Source organism: Pseudomonas sp. Pme6b (assembly GCF_058129925.1).
In genome coordinates this window covers 383190-399470 of record NZ_CM176704.1, presented here as the reverse complement: position 1 = coordinate 399470, position 16281 = coordinate 383190, and the positions used below count along the sequence as shown (strand labels likewise).

16 protein-coding genes and 1 pseudogene are annotated in these 16281 nt (G+C 59.2%); 16 read left to right on the top strand and 1 reads right to left on the bottom strand.

Features of this window, described 5'->3' with window-relative positions:
• The first annotated feature begins 8 nt into the window (after positions 1–8).
• From AC4ANE_RS01865 to AC4ANE_RS01855, 3 genes are all read left to right on the top strand, one after another.
• The gene (locus AC4ANE_RS01865; RefSeq protein ID WP_002551610.1) at positions 9–542 is read left to right on the top strand and encodes a DUF3455 domain-containing protein; all 534 of its coding nucleotides are present in this window, start codon (positions 9–11) and stop codon (positions 540–542) included.
• A 103-nt stretch (positions 543–645) separates the two neighbouring features.
• On the top strand, positions 646–1212 hold the full coding sequence (locus AC4ANE_RS01860) for a sigma-70 family RNA polymerase sigma factor (RefSeq protein WP_002551609.1): 567 nt from the start codon (positions 646–648) through the stop codon (positions 1210–1212).
• Entirely contained in the window at positions 1209–1916 is a 708-nt protein-coding gene (locus tag AC4ANE_RS01855; protein ID WP_002551608.1) for an anti-sigma factor, read from the top strand. The genes AC4ANE_RS01860 and AC4ANE_RS01855 overlap by 4 nt, the downstream gene beginning before the upstream one ends.
• 13 nt (positions 1917–1929) lie before the next feature.
• On the opposite strand, the gene epsC is transcribed toward AC4ANE_RS01855, so the two are convergent.
• Complete coding sequence (epsC, locus tag AC4ANE_RS01850) at positions 1930–2883, bottom strand: serine O-acetyltransferase EpsC (protein ID WP_002551607.1); 954 nt, start codon at positions 2881–2883, stop codon at positions 1930–1932.
• Positions 2884–3080: 197 nt separating this feature from the next.
• Here epsC and AC4ANE_RS01845 point away from each other — a divergent pair, with 197 nt between their 5' ends.
• The 13 genes and pseudogenes from AC4ANE_RS01845 (at position 3081) to AC4ANE_RS01785 (ending at position 16229) form a co-directional block, all read left to right on the top strand.
• Positions 3081–4079 carry a D-cysteine desulfhydrase gene (locus AC4ANE_RS01845; RefSeq protein ID WP_002551606.1) on the top strand — a complete coding sequence of 333 codons (999 nt, stop codon included), beginning with the start codon at positions 3081–3083 and terminating at the stop codon, positions 4077–4079.
• Positions 4080–4297: 218 nt separating this feature from the next.
• Positions 4298–5095, top strand: coding sequence for a cystine ABC transporter substrate-binding protein (tcyJ, locus tag AC4ANE_RS01840; protein ID WP_002551605.1), 798 nt, complete (start codon positions 4298–4300; stop codon positions 5093–5095).
• A complete protein-coding gene (gene tcyL, locus AC4ANE_RS01835) occupies positions 5092–5760 on the top strand; it encodes a cystine ABC transporter permease (protein WP_002551604.1) in 669 nt (222 codons plus the stop codon). The genes tcyJ and tcyL overlap by 4 nt, the downstream gene beginning before the upstream one ends.
• A gap of 3 nt (positions 5761–5763) precedes the next feature.
• Positions 5764–6507, top strand: a complete 744-nt coding sequence (tcyN, locus tag AC4ANE_RS01830; RefSeq protein ID WP_031597312.1) for an L-cystine ABC transporter ATP-binding protein TcyN — start codon at positions 5764–5766, stop codon at positions 6505–6507.
• Between the two features lie 574 nt (positions 6508–7081).
• Positions 7082–7810: a hypothetical protein gene (locus AC4ANE_RS01825; RefSeq protein ID WP_005730958.1), complete on the top strand. Its 729-nt coding sequence runs from the start codon at positions 7082–7084 to the stop codon at positions 7808–7810.
• A gap of 533 nt (positions 7811–8343) precedes the next feature.
• Entirely contained in the window at positions 8344–9516 is a 1173-nt protein-coding gene (locus AC4ANE_RS01820) for an SfnB family sulfur acquisition oxidoreductase (protein ID WP_005730957.1), read from the top strand.
• Between the two features lie 25 nt (positions 9517–9541).
• Positions 9542–10747, top strand: a complete 1206-nt coding sequence (locus AC4ANE_RS01815) for an SfnB family sulfur acquisition oxidoreductase (RefSeq protein ID WP_002551600.1) — start codon at positions 9542–9544, stop codon at positions 10745–10747.
• Positions 10747–12105, top strand: a complete 1359-nt coding sequence (locus AC4ANE_RS01810; protein WP_460408675.1) for an LLM class flavin-dependent oxidoreductase — start codon at positions 10747–10749, stop codon at positions 12103–12105. Before AC4ANE_RS01815 ends, AC4ANE_RS01810 begins: the two co-directional genes overlap by 1 nt.
• Before the next feature lie 255 nt (positions 12106–12360).
• Positions 12361–13166: pseudogene (locus AC4ANE_RS01805) on the top strand (MetQ/NlpA family ABC transporter substrate-binding protein).
• The gene (locus tag AC4ANE_RS01800) at positions 13163–14293 is read left to right on the top strand and encodes a methionine ABC transporter ATP-binding protein (protein WP_002551597.1); all 1131 of its coding nucleotides are present in this window, start codon (positions 13163–13165) and stop codon (positions 14291–14293) included. Before AC4ANE_RS01805 ends, AC4ANE_RS01800 begins: the two are co-directional and overlap by 4 nt.
• Positions 14283–14927, top strand: coding sequence for a methionine ABC transporter permease (locus tag AC4ANE_RS01795; protein WP_002551596.1), 645 nt, complete (start codon positions 14283–14285; stop codon positions 14925–14927). Before AC4ANE_RS01800 ends, AC4ANE_RS01795 begins: the two co-directional genes overlap by 11 nt.
• A gap of 56 nt (positions 14928–14983) precedes the next feature.
• Positions 14984–15610 (top strand): class I SAM-dependent methyltransferase, encoded by a 627-nt coding sequence (locus AC4ANE_RS01790; RefSeq protein ID WP_002551595.1) that lies wholly within the window; start codon positions 14984–14986, stop codon positions 15608–15610.
• Positions 15611–15740: 130 nt separating this feature from the next.
• A complete protein-coding gene (locus tag AC4ANE_RS01785) occupies positions 15741–16229 on the top strand; it encodes a hypothetical protein (protein ID WP_031597315.1) in 489 nt (162 codons plus the stop codon).
• Positions 16230–16281: the final 52 nt, after the last annotated feature.

Below are 16281 nucleotides of genomic sequence, written 5' to 3'. Positions count from 1 at the left end.
ATTTCTGCATGAACGCAAAACGCTTGCTCTGCCTTGCTGGTAGCACCCTGGCTTTCACTTGCCTGTCATCCATTGCCATGGCTCAGACTGACCTGCCCGAAAGCGTCAGGGTACCGGCCGGCAACAAAGTCAGCATGACCACCACCGGGGTCGGCGAGATCACTTACGAGTGCCGCGCCAAGGCCAATATGCCCAATGAGATGGAGTGGGCATTCGTCGGTCCCAAGGCCGCGCTCAATGACAAGAGCGGCAAACAGGTCGGCACCTACTACGGCCCACCGGCCACCTGGGAAGCCAAAGACGGCTCGAAACTGACCGGTACTCAGGTTGCTGTGGCCCCGTCGAGCGCAGGCAACCTGCCGTACCAACTGGTCAAGGCCAACCCGGCTGAAGGCAAGGGCGCAATGACGGGCGTCACTTACATTCAGCGCGTGGCCTTGAAAGGCGGCGTAGCCCCGGCCAAAGCCTGTGCAGAGAGCAACAAGGGCGCGAAGGAAGTGGTCAAGTATCAGGCCGACTACCTGTTCTGGACCGCCAGCTGATCAATGCGCTTAATCAGGTGACCGTGCAACAGTAGGCTATGCTGCTGCACGGGAGCCTCGTGATGTCAGCGAGGCAGTAGTCTTCCTTCGATGGCGGATCATCTTGTCCTCGCACGAATCTCTCTTTGATTACGAAGCAACGTTGCAGGCCTGCGCTCGCGGTGACAAGCAGGCCTTGCAGCGTCTTTATCAACAGGAAAGCGCGCGGCTGCTCGGCGTCGCTCAGCGGCTGGTGCGTGACCGGGCGCTGGCTGAAGACATCGTGCATGACGCATTCCTGAAAATCTGGAGCCACGCGGCCAGCTTCGACGCGGCGCGCGGTTCGGCGCGTGGCTGGATATTCAGCGTGACCCGGCATCTTGCGCTGAACACGCTGCGCAACACGGCGCGCGAGGTACGTGTCGAGGATGACGGCAGCGACGATCATCACGAACAGGCAACCCTGGAAGGCTGGCAGGAAACCGGGGATGCTTTCGATTGGCGGGTCAATCCAGGACGGATGACTTCATGCATGGAGCAACTCGAGCCGGTACGCCGAAACTGTATCTTTCACGCTTACGTAGACGGCTATTCGCATCAGGAAATCGCGCAGAAGATCGGCGCGCCATTGGGTACGGTCAAAGCCTGGATCAAGCGCAGCCTGACGGCTTTGCGGGAGTGCATGGGATGAACCGGCCTTTAGACGACAACATTCATGACCTGGCGGGCGAGTATGTGCTCGGCACCCTGTCGCCACAGGAAAGGCTCGACGTACAACGTCGCCTGCCCCACGAGCCTGATCTGCAGGCGGCCATCGATGCCTGGGAACAGCGCCTGCTGCCCCTGACAGAGTTGGCCGAACCGGTTACGCCATCGCCCGGCCTGTGGGATCGCATCGAACGTAACTTGCTGGAGCTGGCAGCACCCGCCAAAGCGCTGCACAGACAGCGAGTGCGCTGGTGGGACAACCTGTCGGTCTGGCGCGGGCTGGCGGGTGCCGGATTAGCGGCGTCGCTGGTGCTGGGCATGACGTTGCTGACCCGCGCGCCGGCGCAACCGTCCTACCTCGTGGTATTGGTCGGGCCGCAGGACAAGGCTCCCGGCTGGGTTGTGCAAGCCAGCAACTCGCAGGAAATCCAGCTTATTCCGCTTGGCGTGTTCGAGGTTCCGAACGACAAGGCGCTGGAGTTCTGGACCAAGGGTGACGACTGGCAAGGCCCGGTCTCACTCGGGCTGGTCAAGCCGGGTCAGAGCCTGCATGTTCCGCTGGACAAACTGCCGCCATTGCAACCCAATCAGCTGTTCGAACTGACCCTGGAGAAATCCACCGGTTCGCCAATAGGCAAGCCTACCGGGCCGATCCAGTTCATCGGCCGGGCAGTGAAGGTGATCTGATAACGGAGCGATCTCACTTCTTGCTGCAATCATCCTGTTGCAGCAAATTGGCCTGGGTCAGGTTGCAGCCCGCCGGTACGCTGCGGGTCAGCCAGACATTGCCGCCGATGGTCGAGCCCTTACCGATAGTGATGCGCCCCAGAATGGTCGCACCCGCGTAGATCACCACGTCGTCTTCAACGATTGGATGCCGTGCATGGCCTTTCTGCAACTGGCCGTCCTCGTCCGACGGGAAGCGCTTGGCGCCCAGGGTCACGGCCTGATAGATCCGCACCCGCTCGCCGATGATCGCGGTTTCGCCAATTACCACGCCTGTTCCATGGTCGATAAAGAAGCTCGGGCCGATCTGCGCGCCCGGATGAATGTCGATACCGGTCGCCGAATGGGCAATCTCCGAGCTGATGCGCGCCAGCAATGGCAAACCGGCGCGATACAAATGGTGCGCCAGACGATGGTGGATCACCGCCAGAATGCCGGGGTAGCACAGCAGCACTTCATCGACGCTGCGTGCGGCCGGGTCGCCGTGGTAGGCGGCCAGCACGTCAGTGTCCAGTAACAGACGAATACCCGGCAGGGCCATGGCGAAACCCTGAATCAGCTCGAGCGCTCGCGCATCGATGCTCTTCAGGTCACCGCCCTGCTGATGGGCGACGTAGCGCAGCTCCAGGCGGGCCTGGGCCAGCAGCGCATTGAGTGCCACATCCAGCGTATGCCCCACGTAAAAATCTTCGCTTTCTTCACGCAGGTCCACCGGGCCAAGCCGCATCGGGAACAACGCCCCGCTCAGCGCTTCAAGAATTTCGCCCATGGCTGCACGCGAAGGCAGTTCGCGCCCGCCGTGCTCGCCGCTTACCCGACGGTTGCGCGCCCGCCAGTCTTCTCTCGCGCCGCGCAACTGGCTGACGATCCGCTGCAACTGCCAGTGGCTGGAACTGCCGTCGGCGGATGCTTCTGGAATATCGCTCACGCTTGACTCTCCTTGATGTGAAGGGTGGCGACCGACAGTGCTGGCCGCTGCTGTTGCCACTCTACGGCAAACATTCAGACGAAAAAAACAACAATTTCTGTAGGAATACGCCAACAGAGCAGTGAGCACAGATAAGTTGCCGTGCGGGAAACGTCTGCCTATAGTCCGGTGACTCTCTACACGGCTTACCGACCACCATGATCAAAAATCAGCTTGCCCGTTTCAATCGCCTGGACTTGATCAGCGCGCCGACGGCTCTGGAAAAGCTTGAGCGCCTGTCGATCTGGGCAGATCGCGATATCTACATCAAGCGTGATGACACCACTACCCTGGCGCTGGGCGGCAACAAGGTTCGCAAACTCGAATACCTCGCAGCAGACGCGCTGGCCCAGGGTGCCGACACGCTGATCACTGCGGGCGCTATCCAGTCCAACCATGTTCGCCAGACCGCGGCCCTGGCGGCGCGCCTGGGCCTTGGCTGCGTGGCGCTGCTGGAAAACCCCATCGGCACTGAAGACCCGAGTTACCTGAAAAACGGCAATCGCCTGCTGCTGGAGCTGTTCGATGCCAAGGTCGAGCTGGTTGAAAACCTCGACAACGCCGACGAACAACTGCACGCGCTGGCTGCGCGTCTGCGCTCCAGCGGCAAGAAGCCTTATCTGGTACCCATCGGTGGATCAAGCCCGGTCGGTGCGCTGGGTTATGTTCGCGCCGGGCTGGAACTGGCTGAGCAGATCAAGCAGACCGGCATCGACTTTGCGGCGGTTGTTCTGGCCTCCGGCAGCGCGGGCACCCACAGCGGCCTGGCGTTGGCACTGGCTCACGAGTTGCCGCAATTGCCGGTTATCGGCGTGACCGTTTCGCGCAGTGAAGAAGCACAACTGCCCAAAGTGCAGGGCTTGGCCGAGCGTACGGCAGAATTACTGGATATCGCCCTGCCGGAGCACTTCAAGGTTGAACTGTGGGACGAATATTTCGCTCCGCGTTATGGAGAACCGAACGCCGGTACGCTGGCAGCGATCAAGCTGGTGGCCAGCCATGAAGGGCTGTTGCTGGACCCGGTTTATACCGGCAAGGCCATGTCCGGCTTGCTGGATGGCATTGGCCGTCAGCGCTTCAACGACGGCCCGCTGATCTTTCTGCACACTGGCGGTGCTCCTGCGCTGTTTGCCTACCCGGATGCGTTTGATCAGTAACTTTTCAGCCTGTGCAGCGTTTATGCCTTTTGGAAGGGGAAATAACTTTTTTTGTTATTTTTCCTCATAAGCAGATGGCTATATAGTCGCGCCCGGCAGACAACAACACTGACGGAACACCTGACGTAACTGCCTGAAAAAAGCTGAATAATCAGCACGAAGTTGCTTGAGTCGGGTCAGAAAAAGGCCAGACACTTCCATACCAACAAGGGGCTCGCATGAACATTTCCGCTATTCGTCGCACGTTTCTTTTCTCGGCACTGAGCTTGATGCTCGGTACCGGTATCGCCGGGCAAGCCATGGCTGGCGAGCAACTGCAGAAAATCAAGGATAGCGGCACGCTTAATGTGGGCCTTGAAGGCACTTACCCGCCGTTCAGCTTCGTCGATGAAAACGGCAAGCTCACCGGCTTCGAAGTCGAGTTTTCCGAAGCGCTGGCCAAGGAACTGGGCGTGAAAGCCAAGATCCAGCCATCGAAATGGGACGGCATTCTGGCCGCTCTGGATTCCAAGCGTCTGGATGTGGTGATCAATCAGGTGACCATCTCCGAGGAGCGCAAGAAGAAGTACGATTTCTCTGAGCCCTACACCGTATCCGGCATTCAGGCGCTGGTTCTGAAGAAGAACGCAGACACCATCAAGACAGCCAAGGACCTGACCGGCAAGAAGGTTGGCGTGGGGCTGGGCACCAACTACGAACAATGGTTGAAGGAAAACGTCCCGGGCGCAATCGTCAAAACCTATGACGATGACCCGAGCAAAATCCAGGACCTGAGTGTAGGCCGTATCGACGCGATTCTCGTTGACCGTCTGGCAGCTCTGGAAATGGCCACCAAGACCAAAAACAAACTGGTGCCCGCAGGTGACGCGTTTTCCCGTCAGGAGTCCGGCATTGCCCTGCGCAAAGGCGAACCCGAGTTACAGGCAGCTATCGACAAGGCGATCGACAAACTGCGCGCCGACGGCACCCTGGAAAAACTGTCGAAGAAATACTTCAACGCTGACGTCACCAAATGATCGAAGAGAGCCTTCAGCTCGCGCTGGACTCCGCGCCCTTTCTGCTCAAGGGCGCGTATTACACCGTCTTCCTCAGCCTGGGCGGGATGTTTTTCGGGTTGCTGCTGGGCTTCGGCCTGGCATTGATGCGCCTGTCGCGCCTCAAACTGGTGAACTGGATTGCACGCATCTACGTGTCGTTCTTTCGCGGTACGCCCTTGCTGGTTCAGCTGTTCGTGATTTATTACGGCCTGCCGGAACTGGGTATCCAGCTTGAACCCCTGAGCGCGGCACTGATCGGCTTTTCGTTGAACATGGCCGCTTATGCTTGTGAAATTCTGCGTGCGGCCATCAGCTCCGTGGAACGCGGTCAGTGGGAGGCTGCCGCAAGCATCGGCATGACCCGCTGGCAGACCATGCGCCGGGCCATACTGCCGCAAGCAGCACGCACGGCCTTGCCGCCGCTGGGCAACAGCTTCATTTCGCTGGTCAAGGACACCGCGCTGGCCGCCACCATTCAGGTGCCGGAGCTGTTTCGCCAGGCGCAGTTGATCACCGCACGCACCTTTGAAATTTTCACCATGTACCTGGCCGCCGCACTGATCTACTGGATCCTTGCCACGGCGCTCTCGCACCTGCAAAACAAGCTGGAAGCCAGGGTCAACCGGCATGATCTGGAGACCTGACGCATGATAGTCGTTGAAAAACTCACCAAGAAATTCAAGGGCAATCAGGTGCTCAAGGGCATCGATCTGCGTATCGAAGCCGGGGAAGTCGTCGCCATCATCGGTCCCAGTGGCTCGGGCAAGACCACCCTGCTGCGCTGCCTGAACCTGCTGGAGACGCCGGATAGCGGCAGGATCAAGATGGGTGACATCGAGATCGATGGAACACGTTCCATGAACCAGCAACAGGGGTTGGTTCGCCAGTTGCGCCAGCAGGTAGGGTTCGTGTTTCAGAACTTCAATCTGTTTCCGCATCGCACAGCGCTGGAAAACGTCATTGAAGGCCCGGTAGTGGTCAAGAAGGTCGCGCGGGAAGCCGCCGAGGCGCTGGGCAGGAAACTGCTCGCCAAGGTCGGTCTGACCGGCAAGGAAGACGCCTACCCGCGTCGTCTCTCGGGCGGGCAGCAGCAGCGCGTGGCGATTGCACGGGCGCTGGCGATGGAGCCGCAAGTGATTCTGTTCGACGAGCCAACCTCGGCACTGGACCCGGAACTGGTTGGCGAGGTGCTGACCACTATTCGCGCCCTGGCCGAAGAAAAGCGCACGATGGTGATCGTCACCCACGAGATGAGCTTTGCACGGGAGGTCGCCAACCGGGTGATCTTCATCGACAAGGGGGTGATCGTGGAGCAAGGCGAAGCCAAAGCACTGTTCGCCGACCCTAAGGAAGAGCGCACACGGCAGTTTCTTGAGCGCACTCGTCACTGATCATGCCGGTAGGTCCCCAAAAAAGCAGCGTCCATCAACGGCGCTGCTTTTTTCTTACATTTCAGAAGGCGTTAATCGTTCAAGATCCTTGCTCAATTCCAGCGTAATTTTCCGAAAAATCATCGAAATAATAAAATCGGCCTACGTCAGCTCTCATACCTGATTCGTAGTCGGCTGGCCTGAGACACACGTCCCTTGCCGAACACCCTCTTCTGAGCCCTCCTCCGTCGGTTACTGCCTGTTGCTATTGGTACTTTGTGGTAGGACGGTTGTTTATCGCGAAGTAAACAGTTCCAAATAAACCGTGTAGGAAGTCTCCGGTTTTCAAGTAAAACACTAGCAAACGCCACCCACATATTGACAAGTGCCTGCAAAGCCCATTAGCTCATACACATCACTCAGCTAGTGAGACACTAAAGTTTCAAGCCCTCTTTTCATACCATTTGTAATGCTTGCCATAAGTTGGATATTTAAGGTACTTATCCCACCGCCTCAAGCGCACCTCTTATTACTTCAACATGACAATTTATGACGAATCGTTACTTGAACTATTGATTATCAGGAGCACCCGTACATGAGCCAAATAATTTGCAAACCGACCCCTCTGGACCTGTCCGCCCCGTCCATACCGCTGGCCAGCCGACATGGCATAGGCGTGAGAGGTGCCTCTCAACTGCTTGTTCATGTGGCCCCCTATGACAGCATGGACGAGGGAGACCTGATCGAACTGTTCTGGGACGGCTGTTACGTCGCGTCAAAAATATTGAAGGCATCCGACGTCGGCAAACCCGTTGTCCTACGCGTGCCGGAAAGCTTTCTACAGAACGGCAAAGCAAGAACTTACTACCGGGTCATGAAAATAGGCGGTTTGCCCATAACCTCGCCCTGCCGCAAGCTGTGGGTGAAGCTGAACGCACCAGGTGGGCAATTGGTCAGCACCAACACGGAAGAAAACCAGGGGCTGGCACCGCTGTATGTTGTGCCATCGGTAATACGTCGAGGACTGTCGCGCAGGCACCTGGAAGGCGGTTTACCGATGACCATCGAGCCGTACCTGAACATGGCTGTTCACGACGAGATCACTGTGCGCTGGGGCGATTTGCGTATGGACCTGCCGCCGCTTGTTGCCGAAGACGTCGGTGAGCCTGTCGATCTGGTCGTGCCGCCCGCGCTGATACTGGAAGGCGGAGAGGAACAACAACTGGAAGTGACTTACTGTGTTATAGACCGAGTGGGTAACAACTCGCTCTGGGCTCCGCCACGGGTAATACGGGTTCAGCCACTGGGCCATTCAACTGATTGAATACGACGAATCGAATAATCGAGGCTCCTGAAAAAATCACCTGCAAAATAGCCGGCACGGTGATAGCAGTCATCCATAAAATAAACATTGGCAACTTATGTCCGCTACTTTTTAAACCTATGCCGCGCATGCAATAAACGGCGAAATCGCGCAGGCGTCAGCGGTGTTCATTTCGCATTTGATTCTGCACCTCGGTCTGGCACCTCGGGTGACGTCGGTTGAGGCGCTGAACGGACGCAGACGACTGACAATTACTGTCTATGCTTATTCCAAAAAGCACGTTTTAAAAAATTTTATACACGCTTAGGGTATATATACCGGACCACCGGACATCGTGATGTTTTCCAGCCGCACTTGATGCGGTCTACTGCTACGAGGTTCCGATGGTCCCTTTCACAACTACCCCTGTGGATAAACCCAGGGCTGTACCTACTGACGGTGAGCGACGCGAGTCTGATCCGGCGGCGGTAGCAGCCCACCACGTCGAGGCTTCACAAGAGCCTGACGTAGCTCCCCGACTGCTTGCGGCCAAGGTGTTGCAAAACGACGCCGAGGCCATTGCAGCCGCTCATGAACTGGCAGCGGCAGCCAGGATCAACGCTGCAAACCGCGACCGGCAACGCGCTTTGCCGTGGGCTGAAATCGAACAATTCACCCGTAGCGGATTGGGCAGCATATCCATCCCGCGCGCGTACGGCGGGCCGCAAGTATCGTTCGTCACGGTGGCCGAGGTGTTCAGGATTATTTCTGCTGCCGACCCCGCATTGGGACAAATTCCGCAAAATCAGTTTGGCATCCTGCACCTGCTGCAGGGCAGCGCCACCGAACAGCAGAAAAAAACACTGTTTCAGAGCGTGCTGGACGGCTGGCGCATCGGCAACGCCGGGCCGGAGCGTGGCACCAAAAACACGCTGGAACTCAAGGCACGGATCACCGCCAATGGCGAGCGCCTGACCATCACCGGACAAAAATTCTATTCCACCGGCGCGTTGTTTGCGCATTGGGTCGCGGTCAAGGCGCTGGATGATCAGGGCCGGCAGATCATGGCCTTCGTCAAACGCGGCACACCGGGGCTGCGCATCGTCGATGACTGGTCGGGCTTTGGCCAGCGCACCACCGCAAGCGGCACCGTGCTGCTCGACAACGTTGCGGTCGACGCCGGGCAGGTGGTCGACAACTGGCGTCTGGCCCTGACGCCCAATATTCAGGGTGCGGTATCGCAGTTGATCCAGGCCGCGATAGACGCGGGCATTGCTCGCAGTGCAATTGATGATGCGATTGCGTTCGTTCGCGAGAAATCCCGTCCGTGGATCGACGCCAACGTCGAGCGCGCCAGCGACGACCTCTACGTGATTGCCGACATCGGCAAGCTAAAACTTGAGCTACACGCCGCCGAAGCCTTACTGCGCAAGGCGGGTCAGGAACTCGACGAAATCAACGCTGCGCCCATAGACGAGCACTCGGCAGCGCGCGCTTCCATTGCCGTGGCGCGTGCCAAGGTAATGACCACCGAAATCTCCTTGTTGGCCAGCGAAAAGCTGTTCGAACTGGCGGGCAGCCGCGCGACCCTGGCCGAGTTCAATCTCGACCGCCACTGGCGTAACGCACGCGTCCATACCCTCCACGACCCGGTGCGCTGGAAATACCACGCAGTCGGCACCTGGCATTTGAACGGCACCCTGCCTGCTCGCCATTCCTGGATCTGAACCAGACCACTGGAGAACACCTTTGATGAGTTCCAACCTTCAGGCGCGCGACAACGCAGCGCTGATTACCAGTGACGCTCAGGCCCTGCAAACAGCCCGCGAACTGGCCCTGCACTTCAAGACCGACAGCGCACAACGCGACCGCGAGCGTCGTTTGCCTCATGCCGAACTCGACCTGTTCAGTCAGTCCGGTCTGTGGGGCATCAGTGTCCCGAAGGCCTTTGGCGGCGCGGGTGTTTCAAACGTTACGCTGGCCAAGGTGATACAGCTGATTTCCGAAGCCGATGGCTCGCTGGGCCAGATTCCGCAAAACCATTTCTATGCCCTCGAAGTGTTGCGCGTGAACGGCAACCCGCAGCAACAGGCGCAACTGTATGCCGAGGCGCTGGCTGGCGTGCGGTTCGGCAACGCGCTGGCCGAACTGGGAACCAAAACGGCACATGACCGCACCACTCGCCTGACCCGTGACGGCGACGGTTATCGCATCAATGGCCGCAAGTTCTACGCGACCGGCGCGCTGTACGCGCAACGTATTCCCACCTCGGTGATCGACGACGAGGGTGTGCAGCAACTGGTTTTCGTCGCGCATGACAGCGAGGGCCTGACCGTCATCGACGACTGGAGCGGTTTCGGGCAGCGCACCACGGGCAGCGGCTCGGTGCTGTTCGACAACGTGTACGTCCGCGCCAACGACGTCGTACCGTTCCAGAGCGCTTTCCAGCGCCCCACTACAGTCGGGCCGCTGGCGCAGATTCTTCATGCCGCGATCGACACCGGCATCGCCCGCGCAGCCTTTGAGGACGCCCTGACCTTCGTGCAGACGCGCACCCGGCCGTGGATCGACTCGGGTATCGAAAAGGCCGTGGACGACCCGCTGACGCTGCACAGCTTCGGCAAACTCGGTATTCGCCTGCACGCTGCCGAAGCACTGCTCGAGCGCGCCGGGGAGTTTCTCGACGTTGCCCAGGCAGACAGCAATGCCAAAACCGTGGCCGCCGCCTCGATAGCCGTTGCCGAAGCCCGCGCCATCAGCACAGAGATTTCCCTGGCGGCCGGCAGCACGTTGTTCGAACTGGCTGGCAGTCAATCGACACTGGCTGAACACGGCCTGGATCGCCACTGGCGCAATGCGCGCGTTCATACGCTGCACGATCCGGTGCGCTGGAAGTTTCACGCCATCGGCAATTACTACCTCAACGACACCAACCCTCCGTTGCGGGGGACGATCTGATGGCGCGTAAAAAGATCCTCCTCAACGCGTTCAACATGAACTGCATCGGCCATATCAATCATGGTCTGTGGACGCATCCGCGTGATACCTCAACGCAATTCAACAGCCTGGAATACTGGACCGAGCTGGCGAAACTGCTGGAACGTGGTCTGTTTGACGGTTTGTTCATCGCCGACATCGTGGGCGTGTACGACGTCTATCAAAACTCGGTGGACGTCACCCTCAAGGAAGCCATCCAGTTACCGGTCAACGACCCGCTGCTGCTGGTTTCGGCAATGGCTGGCGTGACCAGACACCTGGGCTTTGGCCTGACGGCCAACCTGACCTACGACGCGCCCTATCTGTTCGCCAGGCGCATGTCGACACTCGATCATCTGAGCCGTGGCCGGGTGGGCAGGAACATCGTGACCGGCTACCTCGACAGCGCGGCGCGCGCCATGGGTCTCACCGAGCAGAACGAGCACGACCGCCGTTACGATCAGGCCGATGAATACCTGGAGGTGCTCTACAAACTCTGGGAAGGCAGTTGGGAAGACGATGCCGTCATCAATGACCGCGAGCAGCGCGTCTATGCCCAGCCGGGCAAGGTGCACAAGGTACGGCACCAGGGCGAGTTCTATCAGGTCGAGGGCTACCACCTGTGCGAGCCGTCACCGCAACGCACGCCAGTGCTGTTTCAGGCCGGCAGTTCGGAGCGCGGCCTGCAATTTGCCGGGCAAAACGCAGAATGCGTGTTCATAAGCGGCCAGAACAAGACCGCGACCCGCGAGCAGGTAGACAAGGTGCGCGCCAGCGCAGTGAAGGCCGGGCGCAACCCGGAGGACATCAAGGTGTTCATGGGCCTTAACGTCATTGTCGCCGCGACCGAGGCGCTGGCTCGGGAGAAACACGCCGAGTACCGCCACCATGCCAGCGCCGAAGCAGGCGTGGCGCACTTTGCGGCGTCGACCGGTATCGATTTTGCCGAATACGAACTGGACGAACCCATTCAATACGTGAAGAGCAACGCCATTCAGTCCGCGACCAGAAACCTGAAAAACAACGACTGGACCCGCCAGAAACTACTCGATCAGCACGCGCTGGGCGGCCGTTATATCACCCTGGTCGGCTCGCCTGAACAGGTCGCTGATGAGCTGGAATCGTGGATTGCAGAAACCGGCCTGGATGGTTTCAACCTGACCCGCATCGTCACGCCAGAGAGTTATGAGGACTTCATCGATCTGGTGATCCCGGAGTTGCAACGCCGCGGGTCCTACAAGACCGCTTACGAAGACGGCACCTTGCGCAGAAAGCTGTTTCCGGAAGGCACGGATCGATTGCCGGAACGGCACGCGGGAGCGGCACACCGGCGTATTTGATTATCAAACGGACGCAGAGCGTCCAGAACGGCATTACCACGCAGAATGCTCGGCGTTATACATAAGTCTGCTCTTGATTCTGGCCGAAGGCCGTGGGAGCGGACTTGTCCGCGAAAGGGCCGGTATATTCTCTGAAAATGCATCTACTGAGATACCGTCTTCGCGGACAAGTCCGCTCCCACAAAGCTCCATATTCAAGGAATCTCAGGACTTTGTGCAGAACGCAGGAGCAATAATTTCTTAAAGGACCGCACCATGAGCAAAACCCTCGCTGCACTGGCCCTCGGGCTGTTGACCCTGACCGCTTACGCTGACGACAAGCCCTTGAAAGTCGGCACCACGGCAGCCTTCGCCATACCGCTTGAAGCCGCTGTCGAAGAAGCTGGCAAGCAGGGCCTGAAAGTCGAGCTGGTCGAATTCACCGACTGGATCGCCCCCAACGTCACCCTCGCCGCAGGCGATATCGACGTGAACTACTTCCAGCACATCCCTTTCCTGACCAACGCCAATGAAGCCGCCGGTTTCGGCCTGGTGCCCTACGCGCCGGGAATCATCAACAACGTGGGTCTGTACTCGAAAAAGTACAAAAGCTTCGATGAGCTGCCGACTGGCGCAACCGTGGCCATCGCCAATGACCCGATCAACAGTGGACGCGGCCTGCAACTGCTGGCCAAGGCCGGGCTGATCACCCTCAGGCAAGGCGTCGGCTACAAGGCGACCGAGGAAGACATCACCGCCAACCCGAAAAAGCTCAAGATCATTCAGGTTGAAGCCGTGCAGCTGGTGCGCGCCTACGATGACGCGGATCTGGTGCAGGGCTACCCTGCCTATATCCGTCTGGCCAAAACCTTTCCCGCCGACTCGGCCATCCTGCCGACTCGGCCATCCTGTTCGATGGCCTGGACCACCCGGAATACGTCATTCAGTTCGTGATCAAACCTGATCATAAAGATGATCCGCGTCTGGCGAAATTCGTCGATATCTACCAGCACTCGCCCGTCGTCCGCGCTTCGCTCGACAAGGTCAACGGCAAGCTTTACCAGGCGGGATGGAAAGAATGACCGCAACCGCGCAACGCCAACTGCCACTCGATACCCCGATCGCAAGCACACTGGCGCAACAGGCCGAGCTGCACCCGGAGCTGAATCGCGCCCATGTGCGGTTCATCAACCTGGGCAAGACCTATCACGGCAAGCAAGGCCCCGTTGAAGCGCTGGGCAATATCGACCTGGCTGTCCAGCGCGGCGAGATCTTCGGCATTATCGGCCGCAGCGGCGCAGGCAAGTCCTCGCTGATCCGCACCATCAATCGCCTGGAACAACCCAGCAGCGGCCGGGTGCTGATCGATCAGGTGGACATCGGCGAGTTCGACGAAGACAAACTGGTGGAGCTGCGCCGACGCATTGGCATGATCTTCCAGCACTTCAACCTGATGTCGGCCAAGACCGTCTGGCAGAACGTCGAGCTGCCGCTCAAGGTCGCAGGCGTGCCCAAGGAGCAACGCGCGCGCAAGGTCGCGCAGTTGCTGGAACTGGTGGGTTTGCAGGACAAACACAACGCATACCCCGCGCAACTGTCCGGCGGGCAGAAACAGCGCGTCGGCATTGCCCGCGCACTGGTGCATGATCCCGCAATCCTGTTGTGCGACGAGGCCACTTCAGCACTGGACCCGGAAACCACTCAGTCGATCTTGGGCCTGTTGCGCGAAATCAATCAGCGCCTGGGCCTGACCATCGTGCTGATCACCCATGAAATGGCGGTTATTCGTGATATCTGCCACCGCGTTGTGGTGCTGGATCAAGGCCGAGTCGTCGAGCAGGGGCCGGTCTGGCAAGTGTTCGGCGACCCGCAGCACGACGTCAGCAAAACCCTGCTGGCACCGCTGCAAACCGGGCTGCCGAAGGAGTGGGCCGAGCGTCTGAGCGATCAGCCGCAACGGCCTGATGCAGCCCTGTTACTGGATGTGCATTTTACCGGTGCCAGTGACCAGGGGCCTGATCTGGCCGCGCTGTTTGCCGCGCTGGGCGGCAAGGTGCAATTGCTGCAGGGCGGGGTCGAGCGCATTCAGGAGCGGGCCATCGGCCACTTGATTCTGTCGGTCGCCGGCTCAGTGCATACACGCGACGAGTTGCTGGCACGCGCCCGTCAACTGGCGCCACGCGCGGAGGTATTGGGTTATGTGGGTTGATCGTTTGCTGCAAGGCACCCTCGACACGTTTCTGATGGTCGGTGTGTCGTCATTGATCGCACTGCTGCTGGGCATCCCGCTGGCGGTGATTCTGGTCACCAGTTCCAAAGGCGGCATCTATGAGGCACCGGGGATCAACCGCGTGCTGGGTGCCTTCGTGAACCTGTTTCGCTCTATTCCCTTCCTGATTCTGATGGTCGCGCTGATCCCGTTCACGCGGATGATCGTCGGCACCACGTATGGTGTCTGGGCAGCCGTTGTGCCACTGACCATTGCTGCCACGCCGTTCTTTGCACGGATCGCCGAAGTGAGCCTGCGCGAGGTCGATCACGGCCTGGTCGAAGCGGCGCAAGCGATGGGCTGTCGGCGCTGGCACATCATCTGGCACGTATTGCTGCCAGAAGCGCGCCCCGGCATCGTCGGCGGCTTTACCATCACGCTGGTGACGATGATCAACTCATCAGCCATGGCCGGTGCCATCGGCGCAGGCGGGCTGGGCGACATTGCCTATCGCTACGGCTATCAGCGCTTCGATACGCAGGTGATGCTGACCGTGATCGTCTTGCTGGTGGCGGTCGTAGCGCTGGTGCAACTGGGCGGTGACCGGCTGGCGCGCAGCTTCGACAGGCGCTGAGCAGCCGCAACGCAGCGAGGGTATATTGGCGGTCTTCCTTTACCGGACCGCCCCTGATGAAACTCGACCCTCAGATGCTTGCGCAGATTACCTCGACCACCGTCAGCCATTACAACAGCGTGGCCGACGAATTTCGCGAAGGCACACGCGACCACGACGTCAGCCAGAATATCGATGCCCTGTTGCGGCATATCGAAGGCCCGGCACCGTTGCAGATTCTCGACTTCGGCTGCGGGCCGGGGCGTGATTTGAAGACGTTCACAGCGATGGGCCATGTGGCGGTCGGGCTAGACGGCTCAGAACGTTTCGCCGAAATGGCACGCGCCGAGACCGGTTGCGAAGTGCTACAGCAGAACTTCCTCGAACTCGACCTGCCGCAAGGCCGCTTCGATGGCCTCTTCGCCAACGCAGTGCTGTTCCACATCCCCAGACAGGAACTGCCACGCGTGCTGCGCGAACTGTATGCCACGCTCAAACCGGGCGGCGTGCTGTTCAGCTCCAACCCGCGTGGTGAGAATCAGGAAGGCTGGAACGGCGAGCATTACGGCGCGTACCACGACCTCGAAACATGGCGCGAACTGCTGACCGAAGCCGGGTTTAGCGAGCTGGAACACTACTACCGCCCCGCCGGGCTGCCGAGAGAGCAGCAGCCTTGGCTGGCAAGTGTCTGGCGGCGTCAGTGATGTGCGGCGCTGTGCAGTTCGTGTGCTGGTACTTCTGACAGTATCGTTCAGCAACCTGTGCGTCTTAGGATAGATTCAGCCACTTAAACAGGCGGCTTGCATCCATCCGAATCGATCAAAGGAACTGATCATGGCGAACGAATATCTGGAAAATGGCGATTTCAGCGACAATCTTACTCACTGGACAGCCCCAGTGGGCTTTGAGCCAGACTTCAAGCCCAAAGGCGAAGGTCAAAGCATCAAGCTGAATACGGGAGTGACCGTAAGCCAGTCTATTATTGAACTGCCCGCCCAGCGTCTGCATCTCGAGTTCGACGTTCTTAACGCAGAGGATGTAGACGACGTGTTCTTCGTCGTGGTCGTGGGTGGCTACAACATTAAGGATGAGATTAATCTGACGCAGGTCGTAAACTTCGCAACTCAGGAATGGGTGCATTATTCTGGCGACTTCGATTTCCAGGTGCAGCTCAGGAAATGCTTCTTGAATATATCTGCCCCGGCGGAGACCTCCAGCTTTTCGCCTTCAGGCCTGACAAAGGCCTCGCCGTTCGGCCCGGTACGGTTCGCCAACCTCAGCCTGTCCACGATCGACGTCAAAGACGCAGGCGAGACCGACTGATTGCCGGGTCGTCAGCCCTGCCCCGCGTTACAGGCGGCAGGGCACGCCGACC

Excerpts from the sequence above, each read along its gene's own strand:
- AC4ANE_RS01865 (WP_002551610.1), top strand. The coding sequence starts at position 9 with ATGAACGCAAAACGCTTGCTCTGCCTTGCTGGTAGCACCCTGGCTTTC.
- AC4ANE_RS01855 (WP_002551608.1), top strand. The coding sequence starts at position 1,209 with ATGAACCGGCCTTTAGACGACAACATTCATGACCTGGCGGGCGAGTAT.
- AC4ANE_RS01845 (WP_002551606.1), top strand. The coding sequence starts at position 3,081 with ATGATCAAAAATCAGCTTGCCCGTTTCAATCGCCTGGACTTGATCAGC.
- tcyJ (WP_002551605.1), top strand. The coding sequence starts at position 4,298 with ATGAACATTTCCGCTATTCGTCGCACGTTTCTTTTCTCGGCACTGAGC.
- tcyL (WP_002551604.1), top strand. The coding sequence starts at position 5,092 with ATGATCGAAGAGAGCCTTCAGCTCGCGCTGGACTCCGCGCCCTTTCTG.
- tcyN (WP_031597312.1), top strand. The coding sequence starts at position 5,764 with ATGATAGTCGTTGAAAAACTCACCAAGAAATTCAAGGGCAATCAGGTG.
- AC4ANE_RS01825 (WP_005730958.1), top strand. The coding sequence starts at position 7,082 with ATGAGCCAAATAATTTGCAAACCGACCCCTCTGGACCTGTCCGCCCCG.
- AC4ANE_RS01815 (WP_002551600.1), top strand. The coding sequence starts at position 9,542 with ATGAGTTCCAACCTTCAGGCGCGCGACAACGCAGCGCTGATTACCAGT.
- AC4ANE_RS01810 (WP_460408675.1), top strand. The coding sequence starts at position 10,747 with ATGGCGCGTAAAAAGATCCTCCTCAACGCGTTCAACATGAACTGCATC.
- AC4ANE_RS01800 (WP_002551597.1), top strand. The coding sequence starts at position 13,163 with ATGACCGCAACCGCGCAACGCCAACTGCCACTCGATACCCCGATCGCA.
- AC4ANE_RS01795 (WP_002551596.1), top strand. The coding sequence starts at position 14,283 with ATGTGGGTTGATCGTTTGCTGCAAGGCACCCTCGACACGTTTCTGATG.
- AC4ANE_RS01790 (WP_002551595.1), top strand. The coding sequence starts at position 14,984 with ATGAAACTCGACCCTCAGATGCTTGCGCAGATTACCTCGACCACCGTC.
- AC4ANE_RS01785 (WP_031597315.1), top strand. The coding sequence starts at position 15,741 with ATGGCGAACGAATATCTGGAAAATGGCGATTTCAGCGACAATCTTACT.